Here is a 26675-nt window from a genome sequence, read left to right as displayed (position 1 = left end):
GTTTATGTTGAAGGCTGGAGACTTCGGAGGGCCGAACCGTTACCTTACACGAGATTGCGCGGACCCGTCGGGCAGCCTCCGCAGCCCGCAAACAGGCTGTGGGGGCCGCTGCCGCGCCCGGTGCTGCCGATATGTTACCAGTTTGCCGATTTTCAAGACCGGCCTGGCAAACGCTCGAAAGACCGCCGGCACGGAAATGATTCTGCTGCAATCGGGGGATTCATTGAAATGCTTATTTTCTATGGCGCCGAGAGATTCGGGCAATCGCTTGCGGCACGCGAAAGGGTGTGTCATAGAATGCACTTATGCGTGCGTCGCGGTGCCGGTTGCGTGTGGCGTGCGCGTAGAATAGAAAGCGGTTCGCGGGCGGCGCCAGCGGGCCAATCCTGCATCCTGCGCCACTGACTAGGTCATCGACATGAACACCGATCCCCGCAAGCCTTCGCAGCCCGAGCCCGGCCAGGCGCCGGACGTGGACCACCTGAGCGATGCGCTGGACCATATCAGCAGCGCCGTGGAGACCAACAGCATCGCCAGCGGCGCCGCACGCGGCCTGGTCTACAGCATCATCGAGACCCTCGGTGCCCTGGTGGGCGACCCGGACCTGCCCGAGCATGCGCGCTCCGGCTATGAGGGCCTGCTCGAGACCGCGCGCGAGATCCGCGCCCGGCTGGAAAGCGGTTCGGACTGAGCCGGTTCCGCCTGTCCCGCATCACACTTGCCGCCAGCCGCTCAGGCCGGCGGCGCCCGTATTGTTTCCGTTGCATCCTGACGCTTTCGCCGACCGACGCAGTTCGCGCAGCCTTTCCGGGCTGCGCCCCACGCGCCCATGACGTCGCTACGTTTTCGCCCTGGCCCTGATTTCCTCGACCAGGCGGCCACTGCTGCCTGGTATTTCCTCGACCGCTGCGGCGCGCCGGAGGCGGGCGCGCACGTGGTCGTGCCCACCGCCGCGCAGATCCCGGGCGTGCGCCAGGCACTGGACGCCGCCGCGCGCGCGGCGGGCCGCCCGCGGCTGCTGCCGCGCGTGCTGACGCTGGGCCACTGGCTGCTCGACCTGCCGCCCGAGGGCGCCCCGGTGCGCAGCCCGGCCGCGCGCCTGCTGGCCGTGCAGCAGGCGGTGCGCGGGCAGGACTGGCTGCGCCGCGCCTTCGGCGCCCAGAACGAAACCGCCGCGTGGGGCCTGTCGCAGACGCTGCTGTCGATCTGCGACGAGCTCAACGCGCGCTGGCTCGAAGACGCGGCCATCCGCGACGACGACGAGATCGACGGCGACGATCGCGCCGGCCTGCTGCAGGGCGCGCTGGAACGGACCTATTCGCATCTGTCTGAGCGCTTCCTCGGCGAAGAGGCGCGCATCGTGCTGGCATTCTGGCAGGCGCTGTCCGGGCCGGACGATCCGCTGCCGGCGCGGCGCCGCGCCTTGCGCGAGCTGTCGCAGCAGCTGCGCGGCCCGGTGATCTGGATTGCCCCGACCCCGCCCACGCCGCTTGAAGCCGCGTTCCTGCGCGATGCCGCCGAGCTGGTGCCGGTGCTGCAGGTCGGCTATGACTGGACCGGGCAGGGCGAAACCGATGCTGACTGGTACCAGACCCTGCTGGCACTGTGGCCGGAGGCAAGGATCGCCGACGATGCCGAAGCCGTCGCCCCCCCGCCGGCCATGCCTGCGCTGCCGCCGCAGCGTCCGGCGATCCGCGTGGTCGGCAGCGCGCGCTTCGAGGATGAAGCCGCCGCGGCAGCCGCGCAGCTGGTGCAGTGGCTCAATGAAGGCCGCCGCCAGGTGGCGCTGGTCGCGCACGACCGCGTGGTGGCGCGGCGCGCCCGCGCCTTGCTGGCGCGCGCCGGCGCACCGGTGCGCGACGAGACCGGCTGGAAGCTTTCCACCACGCGCGCGGCCGCCGCGCTGATGCGCTGGTTCGACCTGCTGGTGCGCGACGGCGACACCGCCGCGCTGCTGGACCTGCTCAAGAGCCCGTTCTGCCTGCCGGAGGTTGCCGGGCGCGGCATGGCCATCGCGCTGCTGGAGCGCCAGGTGCGGCGCGAGGGCATCACCGGCGGCTGGGCGCGCCTGCGCCAGCTGTTCGGTAGTGCACCGACCGCCGCGCAGCAAGCTGCCGCGGACGATGAGGATGCCGCCGAAGCGCCGCGCCGCGCCGCGCACGCGCTCATCGCCGTGCTCGCCGACGAAGCCGCGCGCTGGCCGCGCGGCCTGGCGCAGCATCCGCTGGCAACCTGGCTGGAACGGCTCGACGGCATGCTCGACGGCCTCGGCATGCGCGCTGCGCTGGCCGCGGACGATGCCGGCAGCCAGCTGCTTGATGCACTGGCGCGGCTGCAGGAGTTGCCGCTGGACGAGACCGGCGGCCATGCCACGCTGTCGCAGGGCGAGTTCCGCGCGATGCTGTCGGCGCTGCTGGAATCGGTCGCCTACAAGGAGCCCTCGGCCAGCGGCCCGGCGCGCATCACCATCCTGCCGCTGAACGGCGCGCGCATGCGCCGCTTCGAGGGCGTGGTGATCGTCGGCTGCGATGACGCGCAACTGCCGTCCAGCGCCGCCGAGCTGATGTTCTTCTCCAACCAGATGCGGCGCGAGCTGGACCTGGAAGACCGCGAGGCCCGCTTTGCGCAACAGGCGCGCGACCTGGCCGAGGTGCTGCTGAACAACGACGACGTGGTGCTGACCTGGCAACGCTACGGCAGCCGCGGCGAGCCGCATCATGTGTCGGGCTGGATCGAGCGGATGGCGGCATGCTGCGCGCGCGCGGGCGTCAGCATCGAAGCCGCCGCCGCACCGCAGGCGCACGAGACCTTTGCCGATCCGCAGGGCATGCCGGCGCCGGCGGCAGAGCCCGCGCTGGTGCCCGTGCGCTGGAGCGCGCAGGCCTACAACATGCTGCGCCGCTGCCCCTACCAGTTCTTCGCCGGCCGCATGCTGGGCCTGGCCGGGCTGGAGACAGTCAGCGACGAGCTGGAAAAACGCGAGATCGGCGAACACCTGCACCACGTGCTGCTGCGCTACCACAAGGACCTGCAGGCGCGGCGCGAGCGCGGCGAGGCGCTGGCGGAAGACCAGCGCCTGGCCCGCCTGGCTGAGATTTCCGACGATGTGTTCGGCGCGCTGATGGCCGAGGATGGCAATGCCATTGCCTACTACCGGCGCTGGCGCGAGGTGATGCCGTCGTACGTCGCCTGGCAATCCGCGCGCGAGGCCGAGGGCTGGTTCTGGCGCGGCGGCGAGCTCGACGCCGGCATCGACCTGCCGATGCCCGACGGCCAGCCGCTGCGCCTGACCGGGCGCATCGACCGGCTTGACCAGGGCCCGGGCGGGGCGCATGCCGTGCTCGACTACAAGACGCAGAGCGCCACCCGCCTCAAGCGCAAGCTGGCCGAGGTCGAGGAAGACTGCCAGCTGCCGTTCTACGGCCTGCTGCGCGCCGATGCGGCAGCGGGCAGTTGGGTATCGCTCGAAGGCGCGCGCGAGGGCGCACCGGCGGCGCAGCGCGAAGTCGGCCTGCCCGATTTTGAAGCCGCCGTCATCTGGCTGGAACGGCAGATGCGCGACGACGTCGTGCGCCTGCGCCAGGGCGCCAGGCTGCCGGCCTTCGGCGATGCCTCCGCCTGCCTGTATTGCACCGCCCGCGGCCTGTGCCGCAAGGGCTTCTGGGAATCCACCGCCGTGCCGGCGCTGACATCATGACGCCCCACGACCCGCACCACGTCCAGCCTTACCAGCGCGACGGGGAGCCCGTCTCCGAGGCCGAGTTCACGCGCGCCGCCTGCGATCCCGCGCGCTCGGTGGTGGTCGAGGCCTGTGCCGGCAGCGGCAAGACCTGGCTGCTGGTGGCACGGCTGGTGCGCCTTTTGCTGGCCGGCGCCGCGCCGCACGAGATCCTGGCCATCACCTTCACGCGCAAGGCCGCCGAAGAAATGCGCGACCGCCTGCTGGAGGTGCTGGCGCAACTGTCGCGCGACAGCGACGACGACGTGATCGCCGCGCTGGTGCAGCGTGGCCTGACGCCGGACGCCGCGCGCGAGGCGCTGCCGCGTGCGCGGCGCCTGCATGCACAGGTGCTGGCCGCGCCCGGGCGCATGGCCATCGACACCTTCCACGGCTGGTTCGGCACGCTGCTGCGCGGCGCACCGCTGGCCTCGGGCATCGTGCCGGGCGCGGCGCTGCGCGAAGATGCGCTGCGCATGAAGCGCGAAGCCTGGGCCCCGGTCTGGCGCGCGCTGGCTACGGAGCAATACACCGAGCTGCGCGCCGCGTGGGAAACGCTGGTCGATACCGTGGGCGACTTCCAGGCACGCGCGCTGCTCGACGCGATGTTCCATGCCCGCAGCGAATGGTCGGCGATGCAGGAGGGCGGCGACCCGCTGCAGGCCCTGTCCGACTGCCTGGGCGAAGACGCCCAGGGCGACGTGCTGCTGCAGGCGCTGGCCGACGAAGGCTGGCGCGATGCCTGCGAGTCGCTGGCGCTGCGCCTGGGCGCGGCCGGCAAGACCGAGCAGACCCACGCCGCCCGCATCACCGATGCGCTGATGGCGATCACCGCATGGCGCGAAGCCGGCGCGGCGCCCGGCAAGCCCGCCGAACGGGTGTTCGCGCAGTTGCGCGCCGCGTTCTTCACCACCACCGGCGGCCCGCGTTCGCTGCGGCGCACCGCGGCGCTGGTCAAGGCCGTCGGCGGCGAAGGCATGGTCGATGCGTTGCTGGACGAGCATGCCTCGATCTGCGCCATGCTTGACGACATCAGCGCGCGTTGCTGCGAAGCCGCGGTGCTGGCGATCAACCGCGCGCTGTTCTGCATCGGCGATGCCTTGCTGACGCGCTACCAGCGGCACAAGGACGAGCAGCGCGCGATGGACTTCGCCGACCTGGAATGGCAGGCCGCGCGCCTGATGTCGGACGAAGAGACCGCCACCTACCTGCAGGTGCGGCTCGACGCGCGTTACCGCCATCTGCTGCTCGACGAGTTCCAGGACACCAACCCGCTGCAGTGGCGCATCCTGCAGGGCTGGCTGGCCGGCTATGCGGGCCTGGGCGAGCGGCCGACGGTGTTCCTGGTGGGCGATCCCAAGCAGTCGATCTACCGTTTCCGGCGCGCCGATGCACGGCTGTTCGGCGCGGCCGGCGAGATGCTGCGCGATGCGTTCGGCGCCACCGTGCTGCGCACCAACCGCACCCGGCGCAATCGTGCCGAAGTGCTGGACTGGGTCAACGCCGTGTTCGACAGCGCGCGCGCCGAGGGCCGCTATCCGCTGTACGCGACCCAGACCACGGCACTGGCCGGCGGCAACGGACCGGTCTGGCTGCTGCCGCTGGTGGAGCCCGAGGACAAGGCCGACGACAAGGCCACTGAAGCCGTGGACGGCGCCGCCGAGGACGAACCGGCGCAAGCCGCCTCGGCCCATCGCGACACGCTGCTGCAGCCACGCCGGCAGGCCGGCGACTCGCTGCGCCTGGAAGAAGGCCGGCGCGTGGCCGCGTGGCTGCGCCTGGTGCGCGACACCGTGCCGGTCCATGAAGGCGGCGAGCAGCGCCCCGCGCGCTGGAGCGACATGCATCTGCTGGTGCGCCGCAAGACCCATCTGGCTGACTATGAGCGTGCGCTGCGCGAAGCCGGCATCCCGTGCCTGAGCCCGCGCCGCGGCGGCCTGCTGGCCACGCTTGAGGCGCTGGACCTGTCGGCGTTGCTGGCGTTCCTGATGACGCCGGAATCGGACCTGGATCTCGCGCACGTACTGAAGAGCCCGCTGGTGGGGGCGACTGACGACGACCTGCTGGCGCTGGCCCGGATCGAAGGCGAGGGCAGTTGGTGGGCGCGCATCGAGTCAGGCGGCCTGCCCGAGCACGTATCCGATGCGCTGCGCGAAGGCGTGCAGCGGTTGCGCCAGTGGCTGCGCGTCGCGCCGCACCAGCCGGTGCATGACCTGATCGACCAGATCTTCCACGGCGGCGAAGTGCGGCGCCGCTATGCCGAGGCCGCGCCGCCGGATATCCGCGAACAGGTGCTGGCCAATCTCGATGCCTTCCTGAAGCTGTCGCTGGACCTCGACGGCGGGCGCTATCCGAGCCTGCCGAAGTTTATCGACGAGCTGCAGGAAATCCGCCGCGGCGACGAGGGCGAAAGTCCCGACGAAGGCGGCATGGGCGAGAGCGCCGAAGACGTGGAGCCGGCCGAGGACGATCCGGCGTTTGCCGGCCTCGACGCGGTCCATATCCTGACCGTGCATGCGGCCAAGGGCCTGGAGGCGCCGTTCGTGGTGCTGCTCGATGCCAACCACAGTGAGCCGGCCGCGGACCGGGGCGGCATCCTGGTCGACTGGCCGCCGTCGTCGCCGGTGCCTCGGCATTTCTCGGCCTACGGCAAGCGCAGCGAGCGCGGGCTGGCGCGTGCGCCGTTGTTCGAGGCGGAGGTGGCGCTGGGCGAGCGCGAGAACTGGAACCTGCTGTACGTGGCCATGACGCGCGCGCAGCAGGGCCTGCTGGTCAGCGGGGTCAAGGGCCGTGCCAGCCGCAGCGGTTCGGGCGAGGGCAATGCCGAGATCGCCGGCAGCTGGTATGTGCGGCTGCAGGCCGCATGCGTCGGCGAGATGGTGCCGGCCTATCCGGGCGAGCTGGCCGATGCGCAGGACCAGGCCCCGATGCCCGCGCGCCTGAGTGAGCCGGTGCGCTTTACCGACTTCCGGCTGCGCTATCGCGATGCAGTGGATGCGCGGCAGGGGATCGCGTTTGAAGAAGAGGGCGAGGCGGAAGCTGAAGACGAGTCCGACGGCATCGTCTTCAACGCCGCGGCCGCCCGCCACGGCGAGCTGGTGCATGCCTTGCTGGAACGCCTGACGCGCTATCCCGAAGCCTTTGCCGGCGTGCCGGGGATCGACACCGTATTGCGCTGGTTCCCGCTGACGGGCGCGCACCCCGGGCCGGCACGGCAGGCGTGGCGGCAACAGGTGGCAGAAGCGCTGGAGGCGGTGGCTGCGATGCTGCGCGCGCCGGCGCTGGCGCCGTTGCTGGGGGCAGGGGACGCCCGCAGCGCGCGCAATGAAGTCGAACTCTATGATGCGCGCGGCAGGCTGCTGCGTATCGACCGGCTGGTGGAATTCGACGACCGCGTGGTGATCGTCGACTACAAGCTGCGGCTCTTGCCGCAGGAGCATGCCGCCTACCGCGCGCAGCTGGGCCGCTATGCGGCCGCGATTGCGCCGATGTTCCCGGGCAAGCGTATCGAGGCCGGCGTGGCCACTGCGGACGGCGAATGGATTCCCGCCGAGCGCCTGGCGCCGCCGGTGTCGCCAATGCCGCAGCAGGGCTCGCTGTTCTGACGGCTGGCGTGGCACCCGGACAGGGTGCCAGAATCGGCGCAAAATGGGGTGTGCGGCGCGCGCGATCGCGACCCGGCTGTACTAAAGTGACAGGGACTGCGCTGCAAGCGACTCGTGCGTGCGGGCGGATATAGCGGGAGGGGTACAGCAGGAGGGGGTGTGAGGTGGACGAGCCTGACCCTCGGCACTGGCGGAAAACGGCTGTGGCTGCTTCGTTCCCGACCTGACCAGGTTGACCGCGCCACCATGCGAGGAGGCCCGTCCGAGCGGCATTGTACCCCAGACCGCGATACCGCGGAGAAATTGCGTTGAATGCCCTTTGCAATGGTGGGTCATTGCCCGCGGCAAATGCGTCGGCTTGATCTGGCGCAGGCAACGCGGGCCGCGGCGGCCCGACCATTCACCGTCCCAGACCGTGGTGAGCCAATACATGAACGCAAACGACCAGATCATTCGCGGCGCCCTGGCGCCGCAGGAAATCTCCACCGAAGTCCTGATCGAGAAATACGCCAAGGGCGAAGAGCGCAGCATTGCCGAGGTCAGGCAACGCGTGGCGCGCGCGCTGGCGCAGGCCGAACCCGAGGACCAGCGCGAGGCCTGGAGCGCGCGCTTCCTGTGGGCGCAGGAAAACGGCTTCGTGCCGGCCGGGCGCATCAATTCGGCGGCGGGCACCGGCATCCAGGCCACGCTGATCAACTGCTTCGTGCAGCCGGTGGGCGATTCGGTGTCGGAGCCGCGCGAGGGCCGCCCCAGCATCTACACGGCGGTGGCGCAGGCCGCCGAAACCATGCGCCGCGGCGGCGGCGTGGGCTATGACTTCTCGGCGATCCGCCCCGCCGGCGCGCTGGTGCGGGCCACGCACTCGCGCGCCTCGGGGCCGGTGTCGTTCATGAGGGTGTTCGACGCATCCTGCGCCACGGTGGAATCCGCCGGCGCCCGCCGCGGCGCGCAGATGGGCGTGCTGCGCTGCGACCATCCCGATATCGAGAGCTTTATCCACGCCAAGGACAAAGGCGACCTCAGCAACTTCAATATCTCCATCGGCGTGACTGACGCCTTCATGCAGGCAGTGCAGGCCGACGGCGAGGTCGAACTGGTGCATGAGGCCGAGCCAGGCGCCGACATGATCGCCGCGGGCGCCTATCGCCGCGACGACGGCCAGTGGGTGTACCGGCGCGTGCCGGCGCGCAACCTGTGGGACCAGGTCATGCAGGCCACCTACGACCATGCCGAGCCGGGCATCCTGTTCCTGTCGCAGATCAACGCCGACAACAACCTTTATTACTGCGAGCGCATCGAGGCCACCAACCCCTGCGCCGAGCAGCCGCTGCCGTCCTATGGCTGCTGCTGCCTGGGCTCGATCAACCTGACGCGCTTCGTGCGCCAGCCGTTCTCGCCGCAGGCTGCGTTCGATTTCGATGCCTTTGCCGAAGTGGTGCGCGTGGCCACGCGCATGCTCGACAACGTGCTCGACGTGACCTTCTGGCCGTTGCCCGAACAACAGGCCGAGGCCCACGCCAAGCGCCGCGTCGGGCTGGGCTACCTGGGGCTGGGCAGCGCGCTGGTGATGCTGGGCCTGCGCTATGACACCGAGCCGGCGCGGCAACTGGCGGCGCGGATCTCGGAACGCATGCGCGACGATGCCTACCTGGCGTCGACCGAACTGGCGGTGGAGAAGGGTGCCTTCCCCTTGTTCGATGCCAATGTCTACCTGCAGAGCGGGTTTGCCGGCCGGCTGCCCGAACGCTTGCGCGATGCCATTGCGCGCAATGGGTTGCGCAACTCGCACCTGCTGTCCATCGCACCCACCGGCACCATCACGCTGGCCTTTGCCGACAATGCCTCCAACGGCATCGAGCCGGCCTTCTCGTGGACCTACAACCGCAAGAAGCGGATGCCGGACAACAGCTATCGCAGCTTCGAGGTGGCGGACCATGCCTGGCGGCTTTACCGTCACATGGGGGCCGACATGGCCCAGTTGCCGGATGCCTTCGTCACCGCGCTGCAGATGTCGGCGCTGGACCATATGCGGATGCTGGAAGCGGTGCAGCCCTATATCGACACCAGTATCAGCAAGACCGTCAACGTGCCGGAGGACTACCCGTACGAAGCCTTCCGCAACCTGTACCTGGAGGCCTGGAAAGCCGGCCTGAAGGGGTTGGCGACCTATCGCCCCAATTCGGTGCTGGGGGCCGTTCTGTCAGTAGAGGCCCCGGCGGCGGCCATGCCCGCTGCCGTGGCCGACGACAATCCGCTGGTGCGCCCCTTCGGCAGCCGGCCGGTGGGCGACCTGGAGGGGGTGACGTCCAAGGTCGAATACCTGACCTACGAAGGCCACAAGACCGTCTACCTGACCGTCAACTTCATGCGCGTCGCCGGCGTGGCCGATGGCAAGCCGGTGGAGATCGAGCGCCCGGTGGAGTTCTTCATGCCGGCGGGACAGCGCAGCGAGGGCCAGCAGTGGATCACCTCGACCATGCGGCTGTTGTCGATGGTGGCGCGCTCGGGCGGCTCAGTCGCCAAGGCGCTGGCGGACATGCGCAACGTGGTGTGGGACAAGGGCACGGTGCGCTACGGCACGCTGGTGCGCCAGGACGGTACCGAGGTGCCGCGCTTCCATGACTCCGAAGTGGCCGCGCTCAGCTACGCGCTGCAGCGCATCCTGATCAAGCGCGGCTTCCTGGATGCCGAGGGCGGCCAGGTGCCGGTAGCGGCGCTGGCCGCCAGGCTGGCCCAGCGCGAGGGCGGGGGGCAGGCGCTGGACGCCGGGGCGGATCTCGCCAGCCAGGTCAGAGCCCCTGGCACCCCCGGTGTCGGCACCGGCAAGCCGTGCCCGGAGTGTGGCGCGCACGCCCTGCACAAGGTCGACGGCTGCGCCAAGTGCGCCAATTGCGGCTACGTGGGCGAGTGCGGCTGAGTCCCGCCGCGGGCGGGTTGCGGCCGCCAGGGCCGGCCCGCGCCGCGCGGGGCAGATAAAGACCGCAAGCCCGGGGCGGCGGCGGCCGGAGGCGGGCCGCCTTTTGCTACAATCGCCGCCATGAGTTATCAAGTTCTAGCGCGCAAATGGCGCCCCAGGGATTTCACCACGCTGGTCGGCCAGGAGCACGTGGTCCGCGCGCTCACGCACGCGCTGGAACAGCAGCGGCTGCACCATGCCTACCTGTTCACCGGCACGCGCGGGGTCGGCAAGACCACGCTGTCGCGGATCCTGGCCAAGGCCCTGAACTGCACCGGCCCTGACGGCAACGGCGGCATCACCGCGCAGCCGTGCGGGGTGTGCAAGGCCTGCACCGAGATCGACAGCGGCCGCTTCGTCGACTACATCGAGATGGACGCCGCCTCCAACCGCGGCGTCGACGAGATGGCGCAGCTGCTCGACAAGGCGGTCTACGCCCCGACCTCCGGGCGCTTCAAGGTCTACATGATCGACGAAGTGCACATGCTGACCAACCACGCCTTCAACGCCATGCTGAAGACGCTGGAAGAGCCGCCCGGGCACGTCAAGTTCATCCTCGCCACCACCGACCCGCAGAAGATCCCGGTCACGGTGCTGTCGCGCTGCCTGCAGTTCAACCTGAAGCAGATGCCGCCGGGGCATATCGTCTCGCACCTGGACCATATCCTGGCGCAGGAAGGCATTGCCCACGACGGCAACGCGCTGCGGCTGCTGGCCCAGGCCGCGCACGGCTCGATGCGCGACGCGCTGTCGCTGACCGACCAGGCCATCGCCTACAGTGCGGGCCAGGTGTCGGAAGACGCGGTGCGCGGCATGCTGGGCGCGATCGACCAGGGCTACCTGGTGCAGTTGCTCGATGCGCTGGCCGCCGAAGACGGCGCCGCCATGCTGGCGATTGCCGATGCCATGGCCGACCGCAGCCTGTCGTTTGCCGGCGCGCTGCAGGACCTGGGCTCGCTGCTGCACAAGGTGGCGCTGGCGCAGGCTGTGCCGGCCTCGGTGCAGGACGAATGGCCCGAAGCCGACGAGGTGCGGCGCCTGGCCGGCGTGTTCGACGCGCAGGAAGTGCAGCTGTTCTACCAGATCGCCAACCTCGGCCGCAGCGAGCTGGCGCTGGCGCCGGACGAGTACGCCGGCTTCACCATGACGCTGCTGCGCATGCTGGCGTTCCGGCCGTCGTCGGCGCCGGAGCCGACGACGGCGCAGGGCGGTGGTGCCGCACCTGTGCGCCAGCGCGGCGTTGCTGCGCTTGAAGCCGCCCAGCCCGTTGATACCCGCTATGCGACGGCTGCTGTCAACGCCGCCGCGCAGGCCAAGGCCGGAACTGCGGCGGCACCGGCGCCTGCCGCTGCGCCCCCCGCACGGGCGGTACAGCCCGCGCCCGTGGCCGAACCTGCTGCAGCGCCTGCCACAGTTGCTGCATCCCCTGAAGCCGCGCCAGCGCGCCCGGCCGCGGCCACCGGCAACGGGGCCATGTCGCCCGCGGCCGCGGCGCTGGCTGCTGCCCGCCAGGGTTCCGCCGCCCGCGGCGGCGGCCGCAAGGCGCCGCCGCCGGCCATGCCGGCAGCGCCGGCTGCCGCGCAGCGCCCGCCGGCCCAACCTTTGCGCGCACCCGGCGCGGCAGCCGTGAGCCGCCCGCCGGCAGCGCCGGCACCGGTTGCGAAGCCGCCCGCGCAGTCGCCAGCAGCGGCGGCAAGGCCCGCGGCGCGCCAGCCCGAGCCGGCATCCGTGCCGCCGTGGGAAATGGCGGGTGGCAGCGACGTGCCGCCGTGGGAGGAACTGCCGCCTGACCTGCCGGTCATCGGCCCCTATGACAGCGATCCTGGCTACAGCGACAACGGTTTCAACGAACCGGCATCGCGTGCCGCCGCGCCGCGCAACGGCGCCGCCCGGCCGGCCAGGGCGCCCGCGCGCGAGGCCGAGCCAGCCCGCGAAGCCGCTGCCGTGCAGCCGGCCGCGGCGCCGGCAGAGTCCGCCAGATTCGTCGCCCCGCGCCCGCCTGCCGCGGGCGAGGATGGCACTCCGCCGGCCTTCACCGGCGAATGGCCGGTGCTGGCCGCCGGCCTGCCATTGAAGGGCCTGGCGCAGCAGCTGGCCTACCAGAGCGAACTGACACAGGTGGTCGGGCGCACCTTCCACCTGCGCATCCCGGTCGCGGCCCTGGGCGAGAACGGCGTGGCCGAGCGGCTGCAGCAGGCGCTGTGCGACCACTTCGGCGAGCCGGTGCGCGTGGTCTGCGAAGTGGGCGGGGTTTCGGTCACCGCGGCGGCCGCCGATGCCGAGGCCCGCGCCGAGCGCCAGCGCCAGGCCGAGGCCGTGATCGAGGCCGATCCCTTTGTACAGGGCCTGCTGCGCGATTTTGGCGGCCAGATCGTGCCGGGCTCGATCCAGCCGCGCGCTGCCTGATCCGCGGCCTGCGTTTGCTTTACCGAATTTACTTCACCGAATTTCTTACCGAATCCAGGAGCATTCCATCATGATGAAAGGTCAACTCGCCGGGCTGATGAAGCAAGCCCAGCAGATGCAGGAAAACATGAAGAAGATGCAGGAGCAGCTGGCCCTGATCGAGGTCGAGGGCCAGTCCGGCGCCGGTCTCGTCAAGGTGGTCATGACCTGCAAGAACGACGTCAAGCGCGTCACCATCGACCCCAGCCTGCTGGCCGAGGGCGAAGACAAGGACCTGCTGGAAGACCTGGTCGCCGCCGCCTTCAATGATGCCGTGCGCAAGGCCGAAGCCACCTCGCAGGAAAAGATGGGCTCGATGACCTCGGGCCTGCCGCTGCCCCCGGGCTTCAAGCTGCCGTTCTGAACGCCACTGTGAAGGCATCGTCCCCGACCTCGCTGCAGGCACTGGTCGAAGCACTGCGGGTGCTGCCCGGCGTCGGGCCCAAGTCCGCCCAGCGCATGGCCTACCACCTGCTGCAGCACGACCGCGAGGGCGCGCGCAAGCTGGGCGATGCACTGCGCGGCGCGGCGGACCATATCCGCCATTGCCAGCGCTGCAACACCTTCACCGAGCAGGAGATCTGCGCGACCTGCCTGGACGACCGCCGCGACGCCTCGCTGCTGTGCGTGGTGGAAACCCCGGCCGACCAGGTCATGATCGAGCAGACCCTGACCTACCGCGGCAAGTACTTCGTGCTGATGGGCCGGCTCTCGCCGCTGGACGGCATCGGCCCGCGCGAGATCCATCTTGACCGGCTGCTCGCGCGCGCCACCGAGCCTGAGCTGGGCGGCCCGGTCGGCGAAGTCATCGTCGCCACCAACTTCACCAGCGAAGGCGAGGCCACCGCGCACTATATCGGCGAGATGCTCAAGGCGCGCGGCCTCAAGGTGTCGCGCCTGGCGCGCGGCGTGCCGGTGGGCGGCGAGCTGGAATACGTCGATGCCGGCACCATCGCGCGCGCGGTGATGGACCGCCGCAACCTCTGAGCCTGATCGCGCGGGGCTGGAACGCCAACGCGCCCGCGCGCCGATCACCGGATTCCTCCGCTTACCTGCCTGCCCCATGAACCTGGCCCGCTTCGATCTCGTCACGCTTGGCTTGTTCGTCGCCGTGGCCCGGCAGGGCAGCATCTCGGCCGGCGCGCGCCAGTCGCACCTGGCCGTGGCCGCCGCCAGCAAGCGCATCTCCGACCTGGAAACCGCGGTCGGCGCGCCGCTGTTCTTCCGCCATGCCGCCGGCGTGCAGCTGACCGAGGCCGGCCAGGCCTGCTTTCACCATGCGCTGACCATCCTGCAGGACGTCGAACGCATGGCCGGCGTGATGTCGGACTACGCCTCGGGTGTGCGCGGGCAGGTGCGGGTGTGCGCCAACACCTCGGCGATCACGCAGTTCCTGCCCGACGACCTGGCGTCGTTCATGCAGCGCCATCCCACCATCCGCATCGAGCTGGAAGAGCAGAACAGCCGCGACATCGTCGCCGCGCTGATCGAGAACCGCGCCGACGTGGGCATCTTTGCCGACCGCACCCCCGCGGCCGGGCTGATGACGATCGAGTACCGGCAGGACGAGCTGGTCATCATCACGCCGCCCAACCATCCGCTGGCCGCGCGCGGCCCGGTGCGCTACGCCGATACGCTGGAATACGACTTCGTCAGCCTGCCGCAGGAAACCTCACTGGCCGCGCGCCTGCTGGAAGAGAGCAGCCGGCTGGACCGGCCGTTCCGGCTGCGCATCCAGGTGCGCAGCTTCGATGCCATGTGCCGCATGGTGATGGCCGGCCTGGGCGTGGGGGTGCTGCCGCGCATCGCGGCCGAGCCGCACGTCAAGTCGATGGGGCTGTCGCTGGTGTCGCTGCAGGACGCCTGGGCGCGCCGCTCGCTGCTGATCGGGCTGCGCGACCCGGCCGGGCTGACCGTCTCCGCGCGCTTGCTGATCACCCACCTGTGCGGGGACCGGGCGCCGTTCTGACGCGCGCTTCCTAGGGGTTTCCCAGGGCCTTTCGCGTTCCGAGAAAGCCCGCTTCTCCGATTGCCGATTCCTGGCAGGCACCCTGCTGGGGCACACTCCGTCCGAACGCAATGTATGGCACGCCAGTCATTGGCCTTGCCGCACTGCAACAAGACAGCCGCATCGCACGGAGACACCCCATGGCGCATCAGATCCTCGAGGGCATTCGCGTCCTCGAACTCGGACAACTCATCGCCGGCCCCTTTGCCGCCAAGACCCTGGCCGACTTTGGCGCCCACATCATCAAGGTGGAGCCGCCGGGGCAGGGCGACCCGCTGCGCAAATGGCGCATGCTGCATGAAGGCACCTCGGTCTGGTGGGAGGCGCAGTCGCGCAACAAGGAGTCGATCTGCATCGACCTGCGCCAGCCGGAAGGCCAGGCACTGGTGCGCAAGCTGGCCGCCGAGGCCGACGTGCTGATCGAGAACTTCCGCCCCGGCACCATGGAGAAGTGGGGCCTGGGCTGGGATGTGCTGCATGCCGACAACCCGCGCCTGATCATGCTGCGCGTGTCGGGCTACGGCCAGACCGGCCCGAAGAAGGATGAACCTGGCTTTGCCGCCGTGGCCGAAGCCATGGCGGGCCTGCGCCACCTGACCGGCGAGCCCGGCCGCGCGCCGGTGCGCGCCGGCCTGTCGCTGGGCGACACCATCGCCGGCCTGCACGGCGCCATGGGCGTGCTGCTGGCGCTGTACCAGCGCGACGCGCGCGGCGGCGAAGGCCAGGTCATCGACGTGGCGCTGTACGAGTCGCTGTTCAACCTGAGCGAAAGCCTGCTGCCGGAATACTCGGCCTTCGGCGCGGTGCGCCAGCCCGCTGGCGGCGCGCTGCCGGGGATCGCGCCGTCCAACGCCTATCCCTGCGCCAGCGGCGAATACGTGCTGGTGGCGGCCAATGGCGACGCCATCTTCAAGCGCATGATGCTGGCCATCGGCCGCGCCGACCTGGCGGACGATCCCGCGCTGGAACGCAACGACGGCCGCGTGCAGCGCGTCGACGAGATCGATGCCGCCATTGCCGCCTGGACCCGCACGCAGACCGTGGAATCGGCGCTGGCGCTGCTGCGCGACGCCCAGGTGCCGTCTGGCCGCATCTATACCGTCAAGGACATCGCCGAAGACCCGCACTACCGCGCCCGTGGCGTGATCGAGTCGGTGACCTCGGCCGGCGGCCTGACGGTGGAAGTGCCGGGCGTGGTGCCCAAGCTGTCGGCCAGCCCCGGCGCCATCCATGACCGCGCGCCGGCGCTCGGCGAGCATACCGATGCGGTGCTGAAGCAGGCAGGCTTCGATGACGCCGCCATCGCCGACCTGCGCGCGCGCAAGGTGATCGCATGAGCGCCGCCACCAACCTGCGCGGTCCCGCCCGCGTCGAGATCAATGAAGTCGCGCCGCGCGACGGCCTGCAGATCGAGCCGGTGGTGGTGCCGACCGACGCCAAGGTCGCTTTCCTCGACGCGCTGTCGGCCTGCGGCTTTGCCCGTATTGAGGCCACCTCTTTCACCTCGGCCCGCGCCATCCCCGCGCTGGCCGATGCCGAGGCACTGATGCACCGCATGCAGCGCCACCCGGGCGTGCGCTATACCGCGCTGGTGCCCAACCTGCGCGGGCTGGAGCGTGCGCTGTCGTGCCAGCCGGATGAGGTCAACCTGGTGATGTCGGCCAGTGAGACGCACAACCGCGCCAACCTGCGCATGACGCGCCAGCAGTCGCAAGCGCAATTGCTGGCGATGATCGAGGCGGCGCGCGGCGCCGGGGTGCCGGTCAACCTTTCGCTGTCGACCGTGTTCGGCTGTCCCTTCGAGGGCGAGGTCGATAGCGCCGCGGTGATGGCACTGGCCACCCGCTTCGCCGAGGCCGGCGCGGCCGGCATCACGCTGTGCGACACCACCGGCATGGCCTACCCGAACCAGGTTGCGGCGCTGTGCGAGGCCTTCCAGGCCGCGCTGCCCGATACCGGCCTGACCATCCACCTGCACAACACCCGCGGCATGGGCCTGGCCAATGCCCTGGCTGCCTGGCAGACCGGCGTGACGCGCTTCGACGCGGCCGCCGGCGGTCTGGGCGGCTGCCCTTACGCCCCCGGTGCCAGCGGCAACGTCAGCACCGAAGACCTGGTCCACATGTTCGACTGCATGGGCGTCGAGACCGGCGTCGACCTGGGCGCGCTGCTCGACGTGGTGGCCGGCATGCCGGCGCTGGTCGGGCGCGACATCCACAGCCAGCTGCTGAGCGCCGGCCCGCGCCTGCGCACGCACCAGCCGCCGGCCTGGATGGCAGAGCATTTCGCCGAGCAGGCATAGCCTGGCACCCAGACAAGAACAACACATCCAAGAGATAACGGAGACCCTCATGAAGCAAGCCCTTCAACACAAGTCCACCATGCCCGCACGGCGCAAGGCCGTAGCCGCCACGCTGGCGGCACTCGGTGTGGCATGGTTCGCGCCCGTCGCCATGGCGCAGGACGGTACCTATCCCACCCGTCCGGTGACGCTGGTGGTATCGGCCGCGGCCGGTGGCACCACCGACATCGCGGCGCGCATGATTGCGGAACCGCTGTCCAAGGCGCTCGGCCAGCCGGTGGTGGTGGACAACCGTCCCGGCGGCAACGGCAGCATCGCCGCGCAACTGGTGGCGCGGGCCAAGCCGGACGGCTACACGCTGATGCTGCAGTACTCGGGCTTCCACGTGATCACGCCGCTGCTGGTCAAGAACCTGTCATGGGACCCGGTCAAGGACTTTGCGCCGGTGGCCAACATCTTGTCGGCGCCGCAGGTGCTGGTGGTGCGCCCGAGCCTGCCGGTCAAGTCGCTGAAGGAACTGGTGGCCTACGCCAAGGCCAATCCGGACAAGCTCAACTACGCCTCGTCGGGCAACGGCTCGCTGCAGCACGTATCGACCGAGCTGCTGAACCAGATGGCCGGCACGAAAATCACGCACGTGCCCTACAAGGGCACCGGCCCGGCCATGACCGACCTGCTGGGCGGCTCGGTGGACCTGACCATCACCACGCCGCCGCCGCTGATGGCCCATATCGCCGCCGGCAAGCTGCGTCCGCTGGTGGTGACCAGCAAGACCCGCCTGCCCAGCCTGAAGGACGTGCCGTCGGCGCCCGAGGCCGGCTACCCCGACCTGGACGTGTCGTCGTGGTTTGCGATGTACGCACCGGCCGGCACGCCCAAGCCGGTGATCGACAAGCTGACCGGCGAAATCGACAAGATCATGCGCACCGAAGCCTTCCGCAAGAAGGCCGAGGACCTGGGCGCCGAGGCCAGGTACATGAACCCGCAGCAACTGGCGCAGTACCAGAAGGCGGAACTCGCACGCTGGGCCAAGGTGATCAAGTCCGCCGACATCCACGCGGAATGATGGCGAGGGCTGAGGCAAGGTGATCGAAAGGTAAGGGCGCTAAGCTGGCGGGTTTGCTAGGTGTTGATACCGATGCGGTGCATCGCACCGTCCGGTAGCATCGCAATTTGCCGCACCGCGGCGCGCCCCCTTCGAGCGCACGTTGCCGCAGCGCCAGTCCACACGGGTAGGAGATCTCGCATGTATAACAAGAAATTCTGGAAGCAATTCCTGATCGCGCTGGCGCTGTTCCTCGCCGGCTGGTTCACCTTCGGCTATGCGCAGGCGCAGGGCAAGCCGGAGAAGACCAAGGTCACCATTGCGGTGGGCGGCAAGAACCTGTTCTATTACCTGCCGCTGACCATCGCCGAGCGCCTCGGCTACTTCAAGGAAGAAGGGCTGGACGTCGAGATCGTCGACTTCGCCGGCGGCGCCAAGGCGCTGCAGGCCGTGGTGGGCGGCAGCGCCGACGTGGTCTCGGGCGCCTACGAGCACACCATCAACCTGCAGGCCAAGGGCCAGCGCTACCAGGAATTCGTGCTGCAGGGCCGCGCCCCGCAGATCGTGCTGGTGGTGTCGAACAAGACCATGCCCAACTTCAAGTCGATCGCCGACCTGAAGGGCAAGAAGATCGGCGTGACCGCGCCGGGTTCGTCGACCAACATGATGGCCAACTTCGTGCTGGCCAAGGCCGGCCTGAAGCCGTCCGACGTGTCGTTCATCGGCGTGGGCGCCAGCGCCGGCGCGGTGGCGGCGATGCGTTCGGGCCAGATCGATGCCATGGCCAACCTGGACCCGGTGGTGTCGATGCTGACGCAGAAGAACGAAGTGCGCATCGCCTCGGATACCCGCACGCTCAAGGACACCCAGGCGGTGTTCGGCGGCAACATGCCGTCGGGCTGCCTGTATGCCTCGCAGGCGTTTATCCAGCAGAACCCCAACACCACGCAGGCGCTGACCAATGCCATGGTGCGCGCGCTCAAGTGGCTGCAGAAGGCGGGGCCGTCCGATATCGTCAAGACCGTGCCGGAAAGCTACCTGCTGGGTGACCGCGCGCTGTACCTGGCCGCGTGGGAAAAGGTCAAGGAAGCGATCTCGCCGGACGGCACCATGCCGGCCGACGGCCCGCGCACCGCGTTCAACGCGCTGGGCCAGTTCGACGCCGAGCTCAAGGGCAAGCCGATCAAGCTGGAAGAGACCTACACCAACGCCTTCGTGCAGAAGGCCAACGCCAAGTACAAGTAAGACCCTCGCCGTCGATGCCATCGGCCCGCTGTCCGCAGCGGGCCTTTGCTTTGACGCATTGACGGCCAATCCATCATCACCCGCCCGCGCGCGCGCCCCGGCGCCGCCACGGCGGGACCGAGACGGTTCACCATGAGCACTCCCGCACTTTCCCTCGACAAGGTCACCTGCACCTTTGTCTCGCGCGATGACCGCAGCCAGCGCTATACCGCGGTCAAGGACGTCACGCTGTCGATCCAGCCCGGCGAATTCCTTTCCGTGGTCGGCCCGACCGGCTGCGGCAAGTCCACGCTGCTGAACGTCGGCGCCGGCCTGCTGGAACCCTCCAGCGGCGAGGTGCGCGTGTTCGGCGAGCCGCTGCGCGGCATCAACCGCCGCGCCGGCTATATGTTCCAGACCGAGGCGCTGATGCCCTGGCGCAGCGCGCTGGACAACGTCGTCGCCGGCCTGGAGTTCCGCGGCGTGGCGCGCGCCGAGGCCGTGCAGCAGGGCGAAGAATGGCTGCGCCGCGTGGGCCTGGGCGGCTTCGGCGACCGCTACCCGCACCAGCTCTCGGGCGGCATGCGCAAGCGTGTCGCGCTGGCGCAGACGCTGGTGCTGGACCCGGACATCATCCTGATGGACGAGCCGTTCTCGGCGCTGGATATCCAGACCCGCCAGCTGATGGAGAACGAGGTGCTGGAGCTGTGGGCCGCCAAGCGCAAGGCCGTGCTCTTCATCACCCACGACCTGGACGAGGCCATCGCCATGAGCGACCGCGTGGTGGTGCTCTCGGCCGGCCCCGGCACGCACCCGATCGGCGAGTTTGCCATCGACCTGCCGCGTCCGCGCGACGTGGCCGAGATCCGCAACCATCCGCGCTTTGTCGAACTGCACGCCGCGATCTGGGACGTGCTGCGCGAAGAAGTGCTCAAGGGCTATGCCCAGCAGCTCAAGGTGGCCTGAGCCTTCCCATCACAACAAGACCTGAATTCACGATGGCATTCCGTAACGACTCCAAGGGCATGCTGCGCGTGTGGCAGCTGCTCGTCCTGGTGGTGATCCTCGGCGTGTGGCATATGGCCACGCGCTCGCAGCAGGTTGCCTTTTTCTTCGGCGAACCGCTGATGGTGGCGCAGCGCATCTGGAGCTGGTTTATCGTCGAGCGCGATATCTACCTGCACCTGGGCGTGACGCTGATCGAAACCGTGCTGGCCTTCGGTATCGGCACGGTGGCGGGGCTGGGCGTGGGCCTGTGGCTGGCGCTGAGCCCGCTGACCTCAGCCATCCTCGATCCCTACGTCAAGGCCATGAACTCGATGCCGCGCGTGATCCTGGCACCGATCTTCGCGGTCTGGTTCGGCCTGGGCATCTGGTCGAAGGTGGCGCTGGCGGTGACGCTGGTGTTCTTCATCGTCTTCTTCAACGTCTACCAGGGCGTCAAGGAAGTGAGCCCGGTGGTGCTGGCCAACGCGCGCATGCTGGGCGCAAACCAGAAGCAGCTGCTGCGCCATGTCTACCTGCCCAGCGCCACCAGCTGGGTGTTCTCGTCGCTGCATACCTCGGTGGGCCTGGCCTTCGTGGGCGCGGTGGTGGGCGAATACCTGGGCTCGGCGCGCGGCGTGGGCTACCTGATCCTGCAGGCTGAAGGCACGTTCGACATCAATACCGTGTTTGCCGGCATCGTGGTGCTGACGGCGTTTGCGCTGGTGCTGGACTGGATGGTTGGCATGGGTGAGAAGCGGCTGATGAAGTGGCAGCCGCAGAGCGGGGAGACGGAGAAGCTCTGAACTGAAGCGCCGATGCGAAGGGAAGGGCGGCTGCGGCCGCCCTTTTGCTTTGCCGGCAGCGCTCAGCCTGCGGCGCCTGCCTCAGGCGTATCAAAGCAGACCGATACGGTCAGCCCGCCTCCCGGCGTATCCCCCAGCACCACCGCTGCACCATGCAGCCGCGCAATCTCGCGCACGATCGACAGCCCTAGCCCGGTGCCTTCCACGGACTGTCCGCTCTCGCCGCGATAGAAGCGCCGGAACACCGCATCGCGCTCTGCCGGCGCAATGCCGGGGCCATTGTCGATCACCTGCAGCCGCGGCGCGCCGCCGTCCAGCGCCACGCGCACCGTGACCATGGCGCCGCGGCCGGCGTAGCGGATCGCATTGTCGATCAGGTTGCCTGTTAATTTCTGCAGCAGCACTCGCCGGCCGACGCCAGGGACTACATCCAGGGGATCCATGCCGGCGCCAGCTATGACTTCAAGCCGCCCTTCACGCTGTTCGGCGCGGTCTACAAGCAGAACTTGACATCCTCCCCTCCCTCGGCCTGCGGCCATCGCCTTACGGCGGAAAGGGAGGGGATTCCTTTGGCGCTACGCGATGAGTTGCGCAGTCGCTGCGGTGGGTTCCTGCTTCACCGAGCGGTCCGACTGCACCGACTCTCCACAGGCTGCAACGCGGTGTCCCCGCGCCAGAATGTTGATCGCTCCGACCACATCGGCGTTTTCCCCGAATCCGCACTCGACGCAGGAGAATCTTGCCTGCATCGTACGGTTTTGCGCCGACACCTGACCGCAGCACGGACACGTCCTGCTCGTGTTCTGCGGTGGCACAGCGATAAGCCAGCCCCCGTTCCACGCCAGCTTGTACGCCAACTGCCGGCGGAACTCGAACCAGCCCTGGTCGAGAATGGCCTTGTTCAGGCCGGACTTAGCCCGAACATTCGCGCCTGGGCTTTCGCCTGTTCCCGCCGCCGACCTGGACATGTTCCGTACCTGCAAGTCCTCGATACAGACCATCGCGTGGTTTTTGCTGATCGTGGTCGTGGCCTTGTGCAGGTAATCGCGGCGGGCGTTGCCGATGCGGGCATGGATGCGCTGGACTCTGGCTTTCGCCTTCCTCCAGTTTTTGCTGAACTTCGTCTTGCGGCTCATCGCCCGTTGAGCGCGGTGCAGTCTGGCTTCGTGCCGTTTGAAACTGTTGAGCGGGGCGAGGAACGTACCATCGCTGAACGTAGCGAATCGGGTAATGCCAACATCGATGCCGACTGCGCTGGTTGCTTGCGGCACCGGCTTCTCCACCGCACGCGCGGTTTGGATCGAGACAAACCATTTGCCCGCATTCAGAGATACCGTGGCGTTGCGCACCTCGCCAGGCACATTCCGGCTGCTGCGGTATCGAATCCATCCGAGCTTGGGCAGGAAGATGCGACTGTTGGCCTGATCCAGCTTGATCTGCTTCGGGTCGGGGTAGCGAAAGCTGTCGCGCCGCCCCTTCTTCTTGAAGCGAGGATGTGCGGCCCGTTTAGCGAAAAAGTTCTTGTAGGCTCGCTCCAGCTCCTTGAGCGCGTGTTGCAGCGGGTGCACCGGGGAGTCCTTGAGCCAAGGTGTTTCAGGTCCATTGCGCCACTCGGTGAGACGCTTTGCCATGGCCACATAGCTGATGAACTTGCCGCCAGCCTCGTAGTTTTTGATCTGTAGCGCCAGCGCCTTGTTGTAGACGAACCGGCACGATCCGGCGAATCGGTGCATGTCGCGCTGCTGTTCACCGCGCGGCATCAGTTCGAACTTGAAGGCCTGGAGTCGCTGCATCGTGCCAATGTACATGTGGCCGAAGAGCCCAAACGTGAAACTCTGTAAGGTCGCCACTGTGCTTGCTTGATGCATGTCGACTTGGTCTTCGTGACCAGTATCGGCGCCACGTGTTCACTAAGGAAACGTCAGACGCCTTTCGGGTCGTCTATGCCGGCGAAGGGTTTCCAGTCCAAACGGGTGGAGTGCGACGGCGAGGGCGACCATTCATCTGCTAATGAGCTATCCACCCGACGTCTCCGACTCTCCCTTTCTGGTGAACAGCCCCGATGGTGTTTCCAGTCGCATGATCCAGCAGAAGCGCTATCCCAGTATCCGCCAGAAACTGTGGGGTGGTGCGCTATGGTCGCCATCCCACTTCGCCGGAAGTTGTGGCGGAGCACCCATCGAGATCGTGCGCCAGTACATCGAGCGGAAGAGGATGCCGCATTAGACGGTTACGGCAGCATTGAGCCGCCTCCCCGTCGCGCTATCCTTCCCCGCCCTGAAGGGCGGAGTATGCCGCGCATCTCGATCAAGGGCGGCAACAACGCCGACCCGATCCTGTTCTCGCTGCGCGGCCAGTACGCGCTGTCCAAGCGCACGCTGGCCTACCTGTCGGTCGGCTATGCCGATGCGCGCAACGGGCAGAACGTCAGCGTCTCGCGCGACCTGGTCGGCTTCGCCAACAACCAGACCGGCGTCATGGCCGGCCTGCAGCATCGCTTCTGAGGAAAGGGCGGCCTGAATGGCCGCATCGGCCTGTTGGGAACTGCCCGCCGCCTGGCGCATGGGTGTGCGCCATCCAGGGCGGCTGGCAGCTTGAGGCGTGTTGCCTCAGCCGGGCGCAGGGCGTAGCCGCACGCCTTGCGCCCTTCTTTTACCGGCGGGCAGAGCGCGCCGCCGGCGTGCGTGCCGCTCAGGGCACGATCACGATCTTGCCGGTGACCTTGCGCGCTTCCATGTCCTTGAGCGCCTGCGGGGCCTGCTCCAGCGGATAGCGCGCCGAGATATGCGGGCGGATCTTGCCTTCCTTCATCCAGCCCAGCATCTGCGCCATATTGGCCTGGTTGGCCTTGGGCTCGCGCCGCACGAAGTCGCCCCAGAACACGCCCACCAGCGAGGCGCCCTTGAGCAGCGCCAGATTCAGCGGCAGCTTCGGGATCTCGCCGTTGGCAAAACCCACCACCAGGTAGCGGCCGCGCCATCCGATCGAGCGGAAGGCCGGTTCGGCATAGATGCCGCCCACCGGGTCATAGATCACGTCCGGGCCCTTGCCGTCGGTCAGCGCCTTGATGCGCTCGCGCAGGTCTTCGGTGCTGTAGTTGATCAGCGCATCGGCGCCGTGCTCCTTGCACACCGCCAGCTTTTCGTCGGTCGAGGCAGCCGCGATCACGCGCGCGCCGATGGCCTTGCCGATCTCGATCGCCGCCAGTCCCACGCCGCCGGCCGCGCCGAGCACCAGCATGGTCTGGCCGGCCTTCAGCTCGCCCCGGTCGATGACCGCGTGGTGCGAGGTGCCGTAGGTCAGCGTGAAGGCCGCCGCGGTCTCGAAGTCGATGCCGGGAGGCATCGGCACCACCGACGCCGCCGGCGCCTTGGCCTGGCTGGCGAACGCGCCGTTGCCCAGGTAGGCGATCACCTTGTCGCCGGGCTTGACATGGGTGACGCCTTCGCCGACCGCATTGACCACGCCGGCCAGCTCCGAGCCCGGGCTGAACGGCAGGGCAGGCTTGGCCTGGTATTTGTTCTGGATGATGAGCACATCCGGGAAGTTGACGGCGGCCGCCTTGACGTCGATGACCACTTCGCCCTTGGCCGGCACCAGGTCGGGCAGGGTTTCGATGGTCAGCGAATCGGGCGGGCCCCAGGCTTTGCACAGTACGGCTTTCATCTTGTCTCCGGTGATGTTGGTGGCATTTCACGCCAGTCAAGCTTATGCGGGCGGGCAGGGCAAGTGTAGCGCAGAAATAGCACGGTCGTTCTGTTCCATGCCTAAGCGATGGAGGTGGTTATTTGCGGCCTGCATACAGCGCCAGAAACGTGCTTTCAGGGCGGCGCACGGGCCGCTTGCGCTCGCGCGCTCAGGTACAATCGCGCCATGCATATCCTTCTCGCCAACGACGACGGTTATCTCGCGCCGGGACTGGCCGTTTTGCATGCCGCGCTCGCGCCGCTGGGCCGGATCACGGTCATCGCACCGGAGCAGAACCATAGCGGTGCCTCCAATTCCCTGACCCTGCAGCGCCCGCTGTCGATCTACGAAGCGCGCGAAGGCGTGCAAAAAGGTTTTCGCTTCGTCAACGGAACGCCGACCGACTGCGTGCATATCGCGCTGACGGGCCTGCTGGAAGAGAAACCCGACCTGGTGGTGTCCGGCATCAACCAGGGACAGAACATGGGCGAAGACGTGCTGTACTCCGGCACCGTCGCCGCCGCCATCGAGGGCTACCTGCTGGGCATTCCGTCGGTCGCCTTCTCGCAGGTGGACAAGGGCTGGGAGCACCTGGACGCCGCGGCACGCGTGGCGCGCACCGTGGTGGAGCGCATCATCGGCACGCCGCCGGCCGAGCCGTTCCTGCTCAACGTCAATATCCCGAACCTGCCGTTCGAACATATCAAGGGCTACCGCGCCACGCGCCTGGGCAAGCGCCATCCGTCGCAGCCGGTGATCACGCAGGTCAATCCGCGCGGCGACACCAACTACTGGATCGGCCCGGCGGGCGATGCGCGCGATGCCAGCGAGGGCACCGATTTCCATGCAACCGCGGCGGGCTATGTCTCGCTCACGCCGTTGCAGCTCGACCTGACGCACCGCGGGCAGCTCGACGCGCTCGACCAGTGGCTGAAGTAGGCCACCGATCCGCAGTGTCGCGCCCCCGATGAGCTCCACGCCCCGTCGCAACAAGTTTCCGCTGCCGCTCGATGCGGTAGTCGAGCGCAAGCCCGCACCGGCCCGCACCGCCGGCATGCCTGCCGTGGGCACGCCGCGGCCGGCCGCGCCCACACCCACGCCAGCCAAGCCGGCCAAGCCGCGCCTGCCGCGCACCGCCGCACCGGCGCCCGCGCCGGTGCCTGCAAGCGCGGTCGAGCAACGCGCCTCGGCGGCCACCGCGGGCGGCGGCGGCATGGCCTCGGCGCGCGCGCGCGTGGCGCTGGCGGCGCGGCTGCGTGCCGCGGGCATCCGCGACGAGCGCGTGCTGTCGGCCATCGCCACCGTGCCACGCCACCTGTTCGTCGAGCCGGGGCTGGCATCGCAGGCGTATGAGGACGCCGCGCTGCCGATCGGCCACCAGCAGACCATTTCCAAGCCGTCGGTGGTGGCGCGCATGATCGAGCTGCTGCGCGAGGGCCTGGCCGCCGACGCGCCGCTGGAGCGCGTGCTCGAGATCGGCACCGGCTGCGGCTACCAGGCCGCGGTGCTGAGCCAGGTGGCGCGCGAAGTCTTCTCGATCGAGCGCATCCGCCCGCTGCACGAGCAGGCCAAGGCGAACCTGCGGCCGCTGCGCGTGCCCAACCTGCGCCTGCACTACGGTGACGGCATGCTGGGGCTGCCCCAGGCGGCGCCGTTTTCGGCCATCATCCTGGCCGCCGCCGGCATGGAGGTGCCCGAGGCGCTGCTGGAGCAGCTGGCCATCGGCGGGCGCCTGATCGCCCCGGTGGCGGTGATGCCGCCGGCGGGCGTGCCGGGCCAGACCGTCACGCAGCAGCTGTTGCTGATCGAGCGGCGCAACCGCCATCGCTTTCACAGAACCGCGCTTGAAGCCGTTTTCTTTGTGCCCTTAAAATCGGGCACCATCTGAGTCGAAC

General features: G+C 68.9%; 18 protein-coding genes, 1 other RNA gene and 3 pseudogenes. 18 read left to right on the top strand and 4 right to left on the bottom strand.

Annotated features, from left to right (window positions below; genetic code table 11):
- Positions 1 to 418 precede the first annotated feature (418 nt).
- From ACW4E8_RS14375 to ACW4E8_RS14365, 3 genes are all read left to right on the top strand, one after another.
- The gene (locus tag ACW4E8_RS14375; RefSeq protein WP_456805103.1) at positions 419 to 691 is read left to right on the top strand and encodes a hypothetical protein; all 273 of its coding nucleotides are present in this window, start codon (positions 419 to 421) and stop codon (positions 689 to 691) included.
- 138 nt (positions 692 to 829) lie between these two features.
- Positions 830 to 3697 carry a PD-(D/E)XK nuclease family protein gene (locus ACW4E8_RS14370; protein ID WP_456805102.1) on the top strand — a complete coding sequence of 956 codons (2868 nt, stop codon included), beginning with the start codon at positions 830 to 832 and terminating at the stop codon, positions 3695 to 3697.
- Positions 3694 to 7323: a UvrD-helicase domain-containing protein gene (locus ACW4E8_RS14365; RefSeq protein ID WP_456805101.1), complete on the top strand. Its 3630-nt coding sequence runs from the start codon at positions 3694 to 3696 to the stop codon at positions 7321 to 7323. Before ACW4E8_RS14370 ends, ACW4E8_RS14365 begins: the two co-directional genes overlap by 4 nt.
- 164 nt (positions 7324 to 7487) lie before the next feature.
- Here the strand turns inward: ACW4E8_RS14365 and ffs are convergent.
- Positions 7488 to 7586, bottom strand: an RNA gene (gene ffs, locus ACW4E8_RS14360) — signal recognition particle sRNA small type.
- A 167-nt stretch (positions 7587 to 7753) separates the two neighbouring features.
- Here ffs and ACW4E8_RS14355 point away from each other — a divergent pair.
- From ACW4E8_RS14355 to ACW4E8_RS14305, 11 genes are all read left to right on the top strand, one after another.
- The gene (locus tag ACW4E8_RS14355) at positions 7754 to 10240 is read left to right on the top strand and encodes an adenosylcobalamin-dependent ribonucleoside-diphosphate reductase (RefSeq protein ID WP_456805100.1); all 2487 of its coding nucleotides are present in this window, start codon (positions 7754 to 7756) and stop codon (positions 10238 to 10240) included.
- A gap of 120 nt (positions 10241 to 10360) precedes the next feature.
- Positions 10361 to 12685 (top strand): DNA polymerase III subunit gamma/tau, encoded by a 2325-nt coding sequence (locus tag ACW4E8_RS14350; protein ID WP_456805099.1) that lies wholly within the window; start codon positions 10361 to 10363, stop codon positions 12683 to 12685.
- 70 nt (positions 12686 to 12755) lie between these two features.
- Entirely contained in the window at positions 12756 to 13088 is a 333-nt protein-coding gene (locus ACW4E8_RS14345) for a YbaB/EbfC family nucleoid-associated protein (protein WP_013957243.1), read from the top strand.
- 8 nt (positions 13089 to 13096) lie between these two features.
- Entirely contained in the window at positions 13097 to 13711 is a 615-nt protein-coding gene (recR, locus tag ACW4E8_RS14340) for a recombination mediator RecR (RefSeq protein ID WP_013957242.1), read from the top strand.
- Between the two features lie 76 nt (positions 13712 to 13787).
- Positions 13788 to 14693 carry a LysR family transcriptional regulator gene (locus tag ACW4E8_RS14335; protein ID WP_340519885.1) on the top strand — a complete coding sequence of 302 codons (906 nt, stop codon included), beginning with the start codon at positions 13788 to 13790 and terminating at the stop codon, positions 14691 to 14693.
- A gap of 179 nt (positions 14694 to 14872) precedes the next feature.
- Complete coding sequence (locus ACW4E8_RS14330) at positions 14873 to 16069, top strand: CaiB/BaiF CoA transferase family protein (RefSeq protein WP_456805098.1); 1197 nt, start codon at positions 14873 to 14875, stop codon at positions 16067 to 16069.
- The gene (locus tag ACW4E8_RS14325; RefSeq protein WP_456805097.1) at positions 16066 to 17034 is read left to right on the top strand and encodes a hydroxymethylglutaryl-CoA lyase; all 969 of its coding nucleotides are present in this window, start codon (positions 16066 to 16068) and stop codon (positions 17032 to 17034) included. The genes ACW4E8_RS14330 and ACW4E8_RS14325 overlap by 4 nt, the downstream gene beginning before the upstream one ends.
- 49 nt (positions 17035 to 17083) lie before the next feature.
- Positions 17084 to 18100: a Bug family tripartite tricarboxylate transporter substrate binding protein gene (locus ACW4E8_RS14320; RefSeq protein ID WP_456805096.1), complete on the top strand. Its 1017-nt coding sequence runs from the start codon at positions 17084 to 17086 to the stop codon at positions 18098 to 18100.
- A 180-nt stretch (positions 18101 to 18280) separates the two neighbouring features.
- The gene (locus ACW4E8_RS14315; protein ID WP_456805095.1) at positions 18281 to 19324 is read left to right on the top strand and encodes an ABC transporter substrate-binding protein; all 1044 of its coding nucleotides are present in this window, start codon (positions 18281 to 18283) and stop codon (positions 19322 to 19324) included.
- Positions 19325 to 19456: 132 nt separating this feature from the next.
- The gene (locus tag ACW4E8_RS14310; protein ID WP_456805094.1) at positions 19457 to 20269 is read left to right on the top strand and encodes an ABC transporter ATP-binding protein; all 813 of its coding nucleotides are present in this window, start codon (positions 19457 to 19459) and stop codon (positions 20267 to 20269) included.
- Positions 20270 to 20301: 32 nt separating this feature from the next.
- The gene (locus tag ACW4E8_RS14305; protein WP_114132535.1) at positions 20302 to 21093 is read left to right on the top strand and encodes an ABC transporter permease; all 792 of its coding nucleotides are present in this window, start codon (positions 20302 to 20304) and stop codon (positions 21091 to 21093) included.
- A 62-nt stretch (positions 21094 to 21155) separates the two neighbouring features.
- On the opposite strand, the pseudogene ACW4E8_RS14300 reads toward ACW4E8_RS14305, so the two are convergent.
- Both ACW4E8_RS14300 and ACW4E8_RS14295 read right to left on the bottom strand, forming a co-directional pair.
- A pseudogene (locus tag ACW4E8_RS14300) lies at positions 21156 to 21506 on the bottom strand (sensor histidine kinase); the annotation flags it as partial.
- 162 nt (positions 21507 to 21668) lie between these two features.
- Entirely contained in the window at positions 21669 to 22886 is a 1218-nt protein-coding gene (locus ACW4E8_RS14295; protein WP_456805123.1) for an RNA-guided endonuclease InsQ/TnpB family protein, read from the bottom strand.
- A gap of 69 nt (positions 22887 to 22955) precedes the next feature.
- On the opposite strand from ACW4E8_RS14295, the pseudogene tnpA reads away from it, so the two are divergent.
- Together tnpA and ACW4E8_RS14285 are read left to right on the top strand one after the other, a co-directional pair.
- Positions 22956 to 23319: pseudogene (gene tnpA, locus ACW4E8_RS14290) on the top strand (IS200/IS605 family transposase).
- A gap of 77 nt (positions 23320 to 23396) precedes the next feature.
- Positions 23397 to 23597 (top strand): annotated as a pseudogene (locus ACW4E8_RS14285) (porin); the annotation flags it as partial.
- A gap of 187 nt (positions 23598 to 23784) precedes the next feature.
- Here ACW4E8_RS14285 and ACW4E8_RS14280 read toward each other — a convergent pair.
- A complete protein-coding gene (locus ACW4E8_RS14280; protein ID WP_010814246.1) occupies positions 23785 to 24759 on the bottom strand; it encodes an NADPH:quinone oxidoreductase family protein in 975 nt (324 codons plus the stop codon).
- A gap of 207 nt (positions 24760 to 24966) precedes the next feature.
- Between ACW4E8_RS14280 and surE the strand changes: the two genes are divergently transcribed.
- Positions 24967 to 25719, top strand: a complete 753-nt coding sequence (gene surE, locus ACW4E8_RS14275; RefSeq protein ID WP_035826912.1) for a 5'/3'-nucleotidase SurE — start codon at positions 24967 to 24969, stop codon at positions 25717 to 25719.
- 28 nt (positions 25720 to 25747) lie between these two features.
- The gene (locus ACW4E8_RS14270) at positions 25748 to 26668 is read left to right on the top strand and encodes a protein-L-isoaspartate(D-aspartate) O-methyltransferase (protein ID WP_211979880.1); all 921 of its coding nucleotides are present in this window, start codon (positions 25748 to 25750) and stop codon (positions 26666 to 26668) included.
- Positions 26669 to 26675: the final 7 nt, after the last annotated feature.

The organism is Cupriavidus sp. CP313 (assembly GCF_054072015.1).
The sequence above is the reverse complement of the archived record's forward strand: the minus strand, read 5'-3'. Positions and strand labels throughout refer to the sequence as shown.

Bases quoted from the DNA above. Each gene is read 5' to 3' on its own strand.
- ACW4E8_RS14375 (WP_456805103.1), top strand. From the start codon at position 419: ATGAACACCGATCCCCGCAAGCCTTCGCAGCCCGAGCCCGGCCAGGCG.
- ACW4E8_RS14370 (WP_456805102.1), top strand. From the start codon at position 830: ATGACGTCGCTACGTTTTCGCCCTGGCCCTGATTTCCTCGACCAGGCG.
- ACW4E8_RS14365 (WP_456805101.1), top strand. From the start codon at position 3,694: ATGACGCCCCACGACCCGCACCACGTCCAGCCTTACCAGCGCGACGGG.
- ACW4E8_RS14355 (WP_456805100.1), top strand. From the start codon at position 7,754: ATGAACGCAAACGACCAGATCATTCGCGGCGCCCTGGCGCCGCAGGAA.
- ACW4E8_RS14350 (WP_456805099.1), top strand. From the start codon at position 10,361: ATGAGTTATCAAGTTCTAGCGCGCAAATGGCGCCCCAGGGATTTCACC.
- ACW4E8_RS14345 (WP_013957243.1), top strand. From the start codon at position 12,756: ATGATGAAAGGTCAACTCGCCGGGCTGATGAAGCAAGCCCAGCAGATG.
- ACW4E8_RS14335 (WP_340519885.1), top strand. From the start codon at position 13,788: ATGAACCTGGCCCGCTTCGATCTCGTCACGCTTGGCTTGTTCGTCGCC.
- ACW4E8_RS14330 (WP_456805098.1), top strand. From the start codon at position 14,873: ATGGCGCATCAGATCCTCGAGGGCATTCGCGTCCTCGAACTCGGACAA.
- ACW4E8_RS14325 (WP_456805097.1), top strand. From the start codon at position 16,066: ATGAGCGCCGCCACCAACCTGCGCGGTCCCGCCCGCGTCGAGATCAAT.
- ACW4E8_RS14320 (WP_456805096.1), top strand. From the start codon at position 17,084: ATGAAGCAAGCCCTTCAACACAAGTCCACCATGCCCGCACGGCGCAAG.
- ACW4E8_RS14315 (WP_456805095.1), top strand. From the start codon at position 18,281: ATGTATAACAAGAAATTCTGGAAGCAATTCCTGATCGCGCTGGCGCTG.
- ACW4E8_RS14310 (WP_456805094.1), top strand. From the start codon at position 19,457: ATGAGCACTCCCGCACTTTCCCTCGACAAGGTCACCTGCACCTTTGTC.
- ACW4E8_RS14305 (WP_114132535.1), top strand. From the start codon at position 20,302: ATGGCATTCCGTAACGACTCCAAGGGCATGCTGCGCGTGTGGCAGCTG.
- ACW4E8_RS14295 (WP_456805123.1), bottom strand. From the start codon at position 22,886: ATGCAGCGACTCCAGGCCTTCAAGTTCGAACTGATGCCGCGCGGTGAA.
- ACW4E8_RS14280 (WP_010814246.1), bottom strand. From the start codon at position 24,759: ATGAAAGCCGTACTGTGCAAAGCCTGGGGCCCGCCCGATTCGCTGACC.
- surE (WP_035826912.1), top strand. From the start codon at position 24,967: ATGCATATCCTTCTCGCCAACGACGACGGTTATCTCGCGCCGGGACTG.
- ACW4E8_RS14270 (WP_211979880.1), top strand. From the start codon at position 25,748: ATGAGCTCCACGCCCCGTCGCAACAAGTTTCCGCTGCCGCTCGATGCG.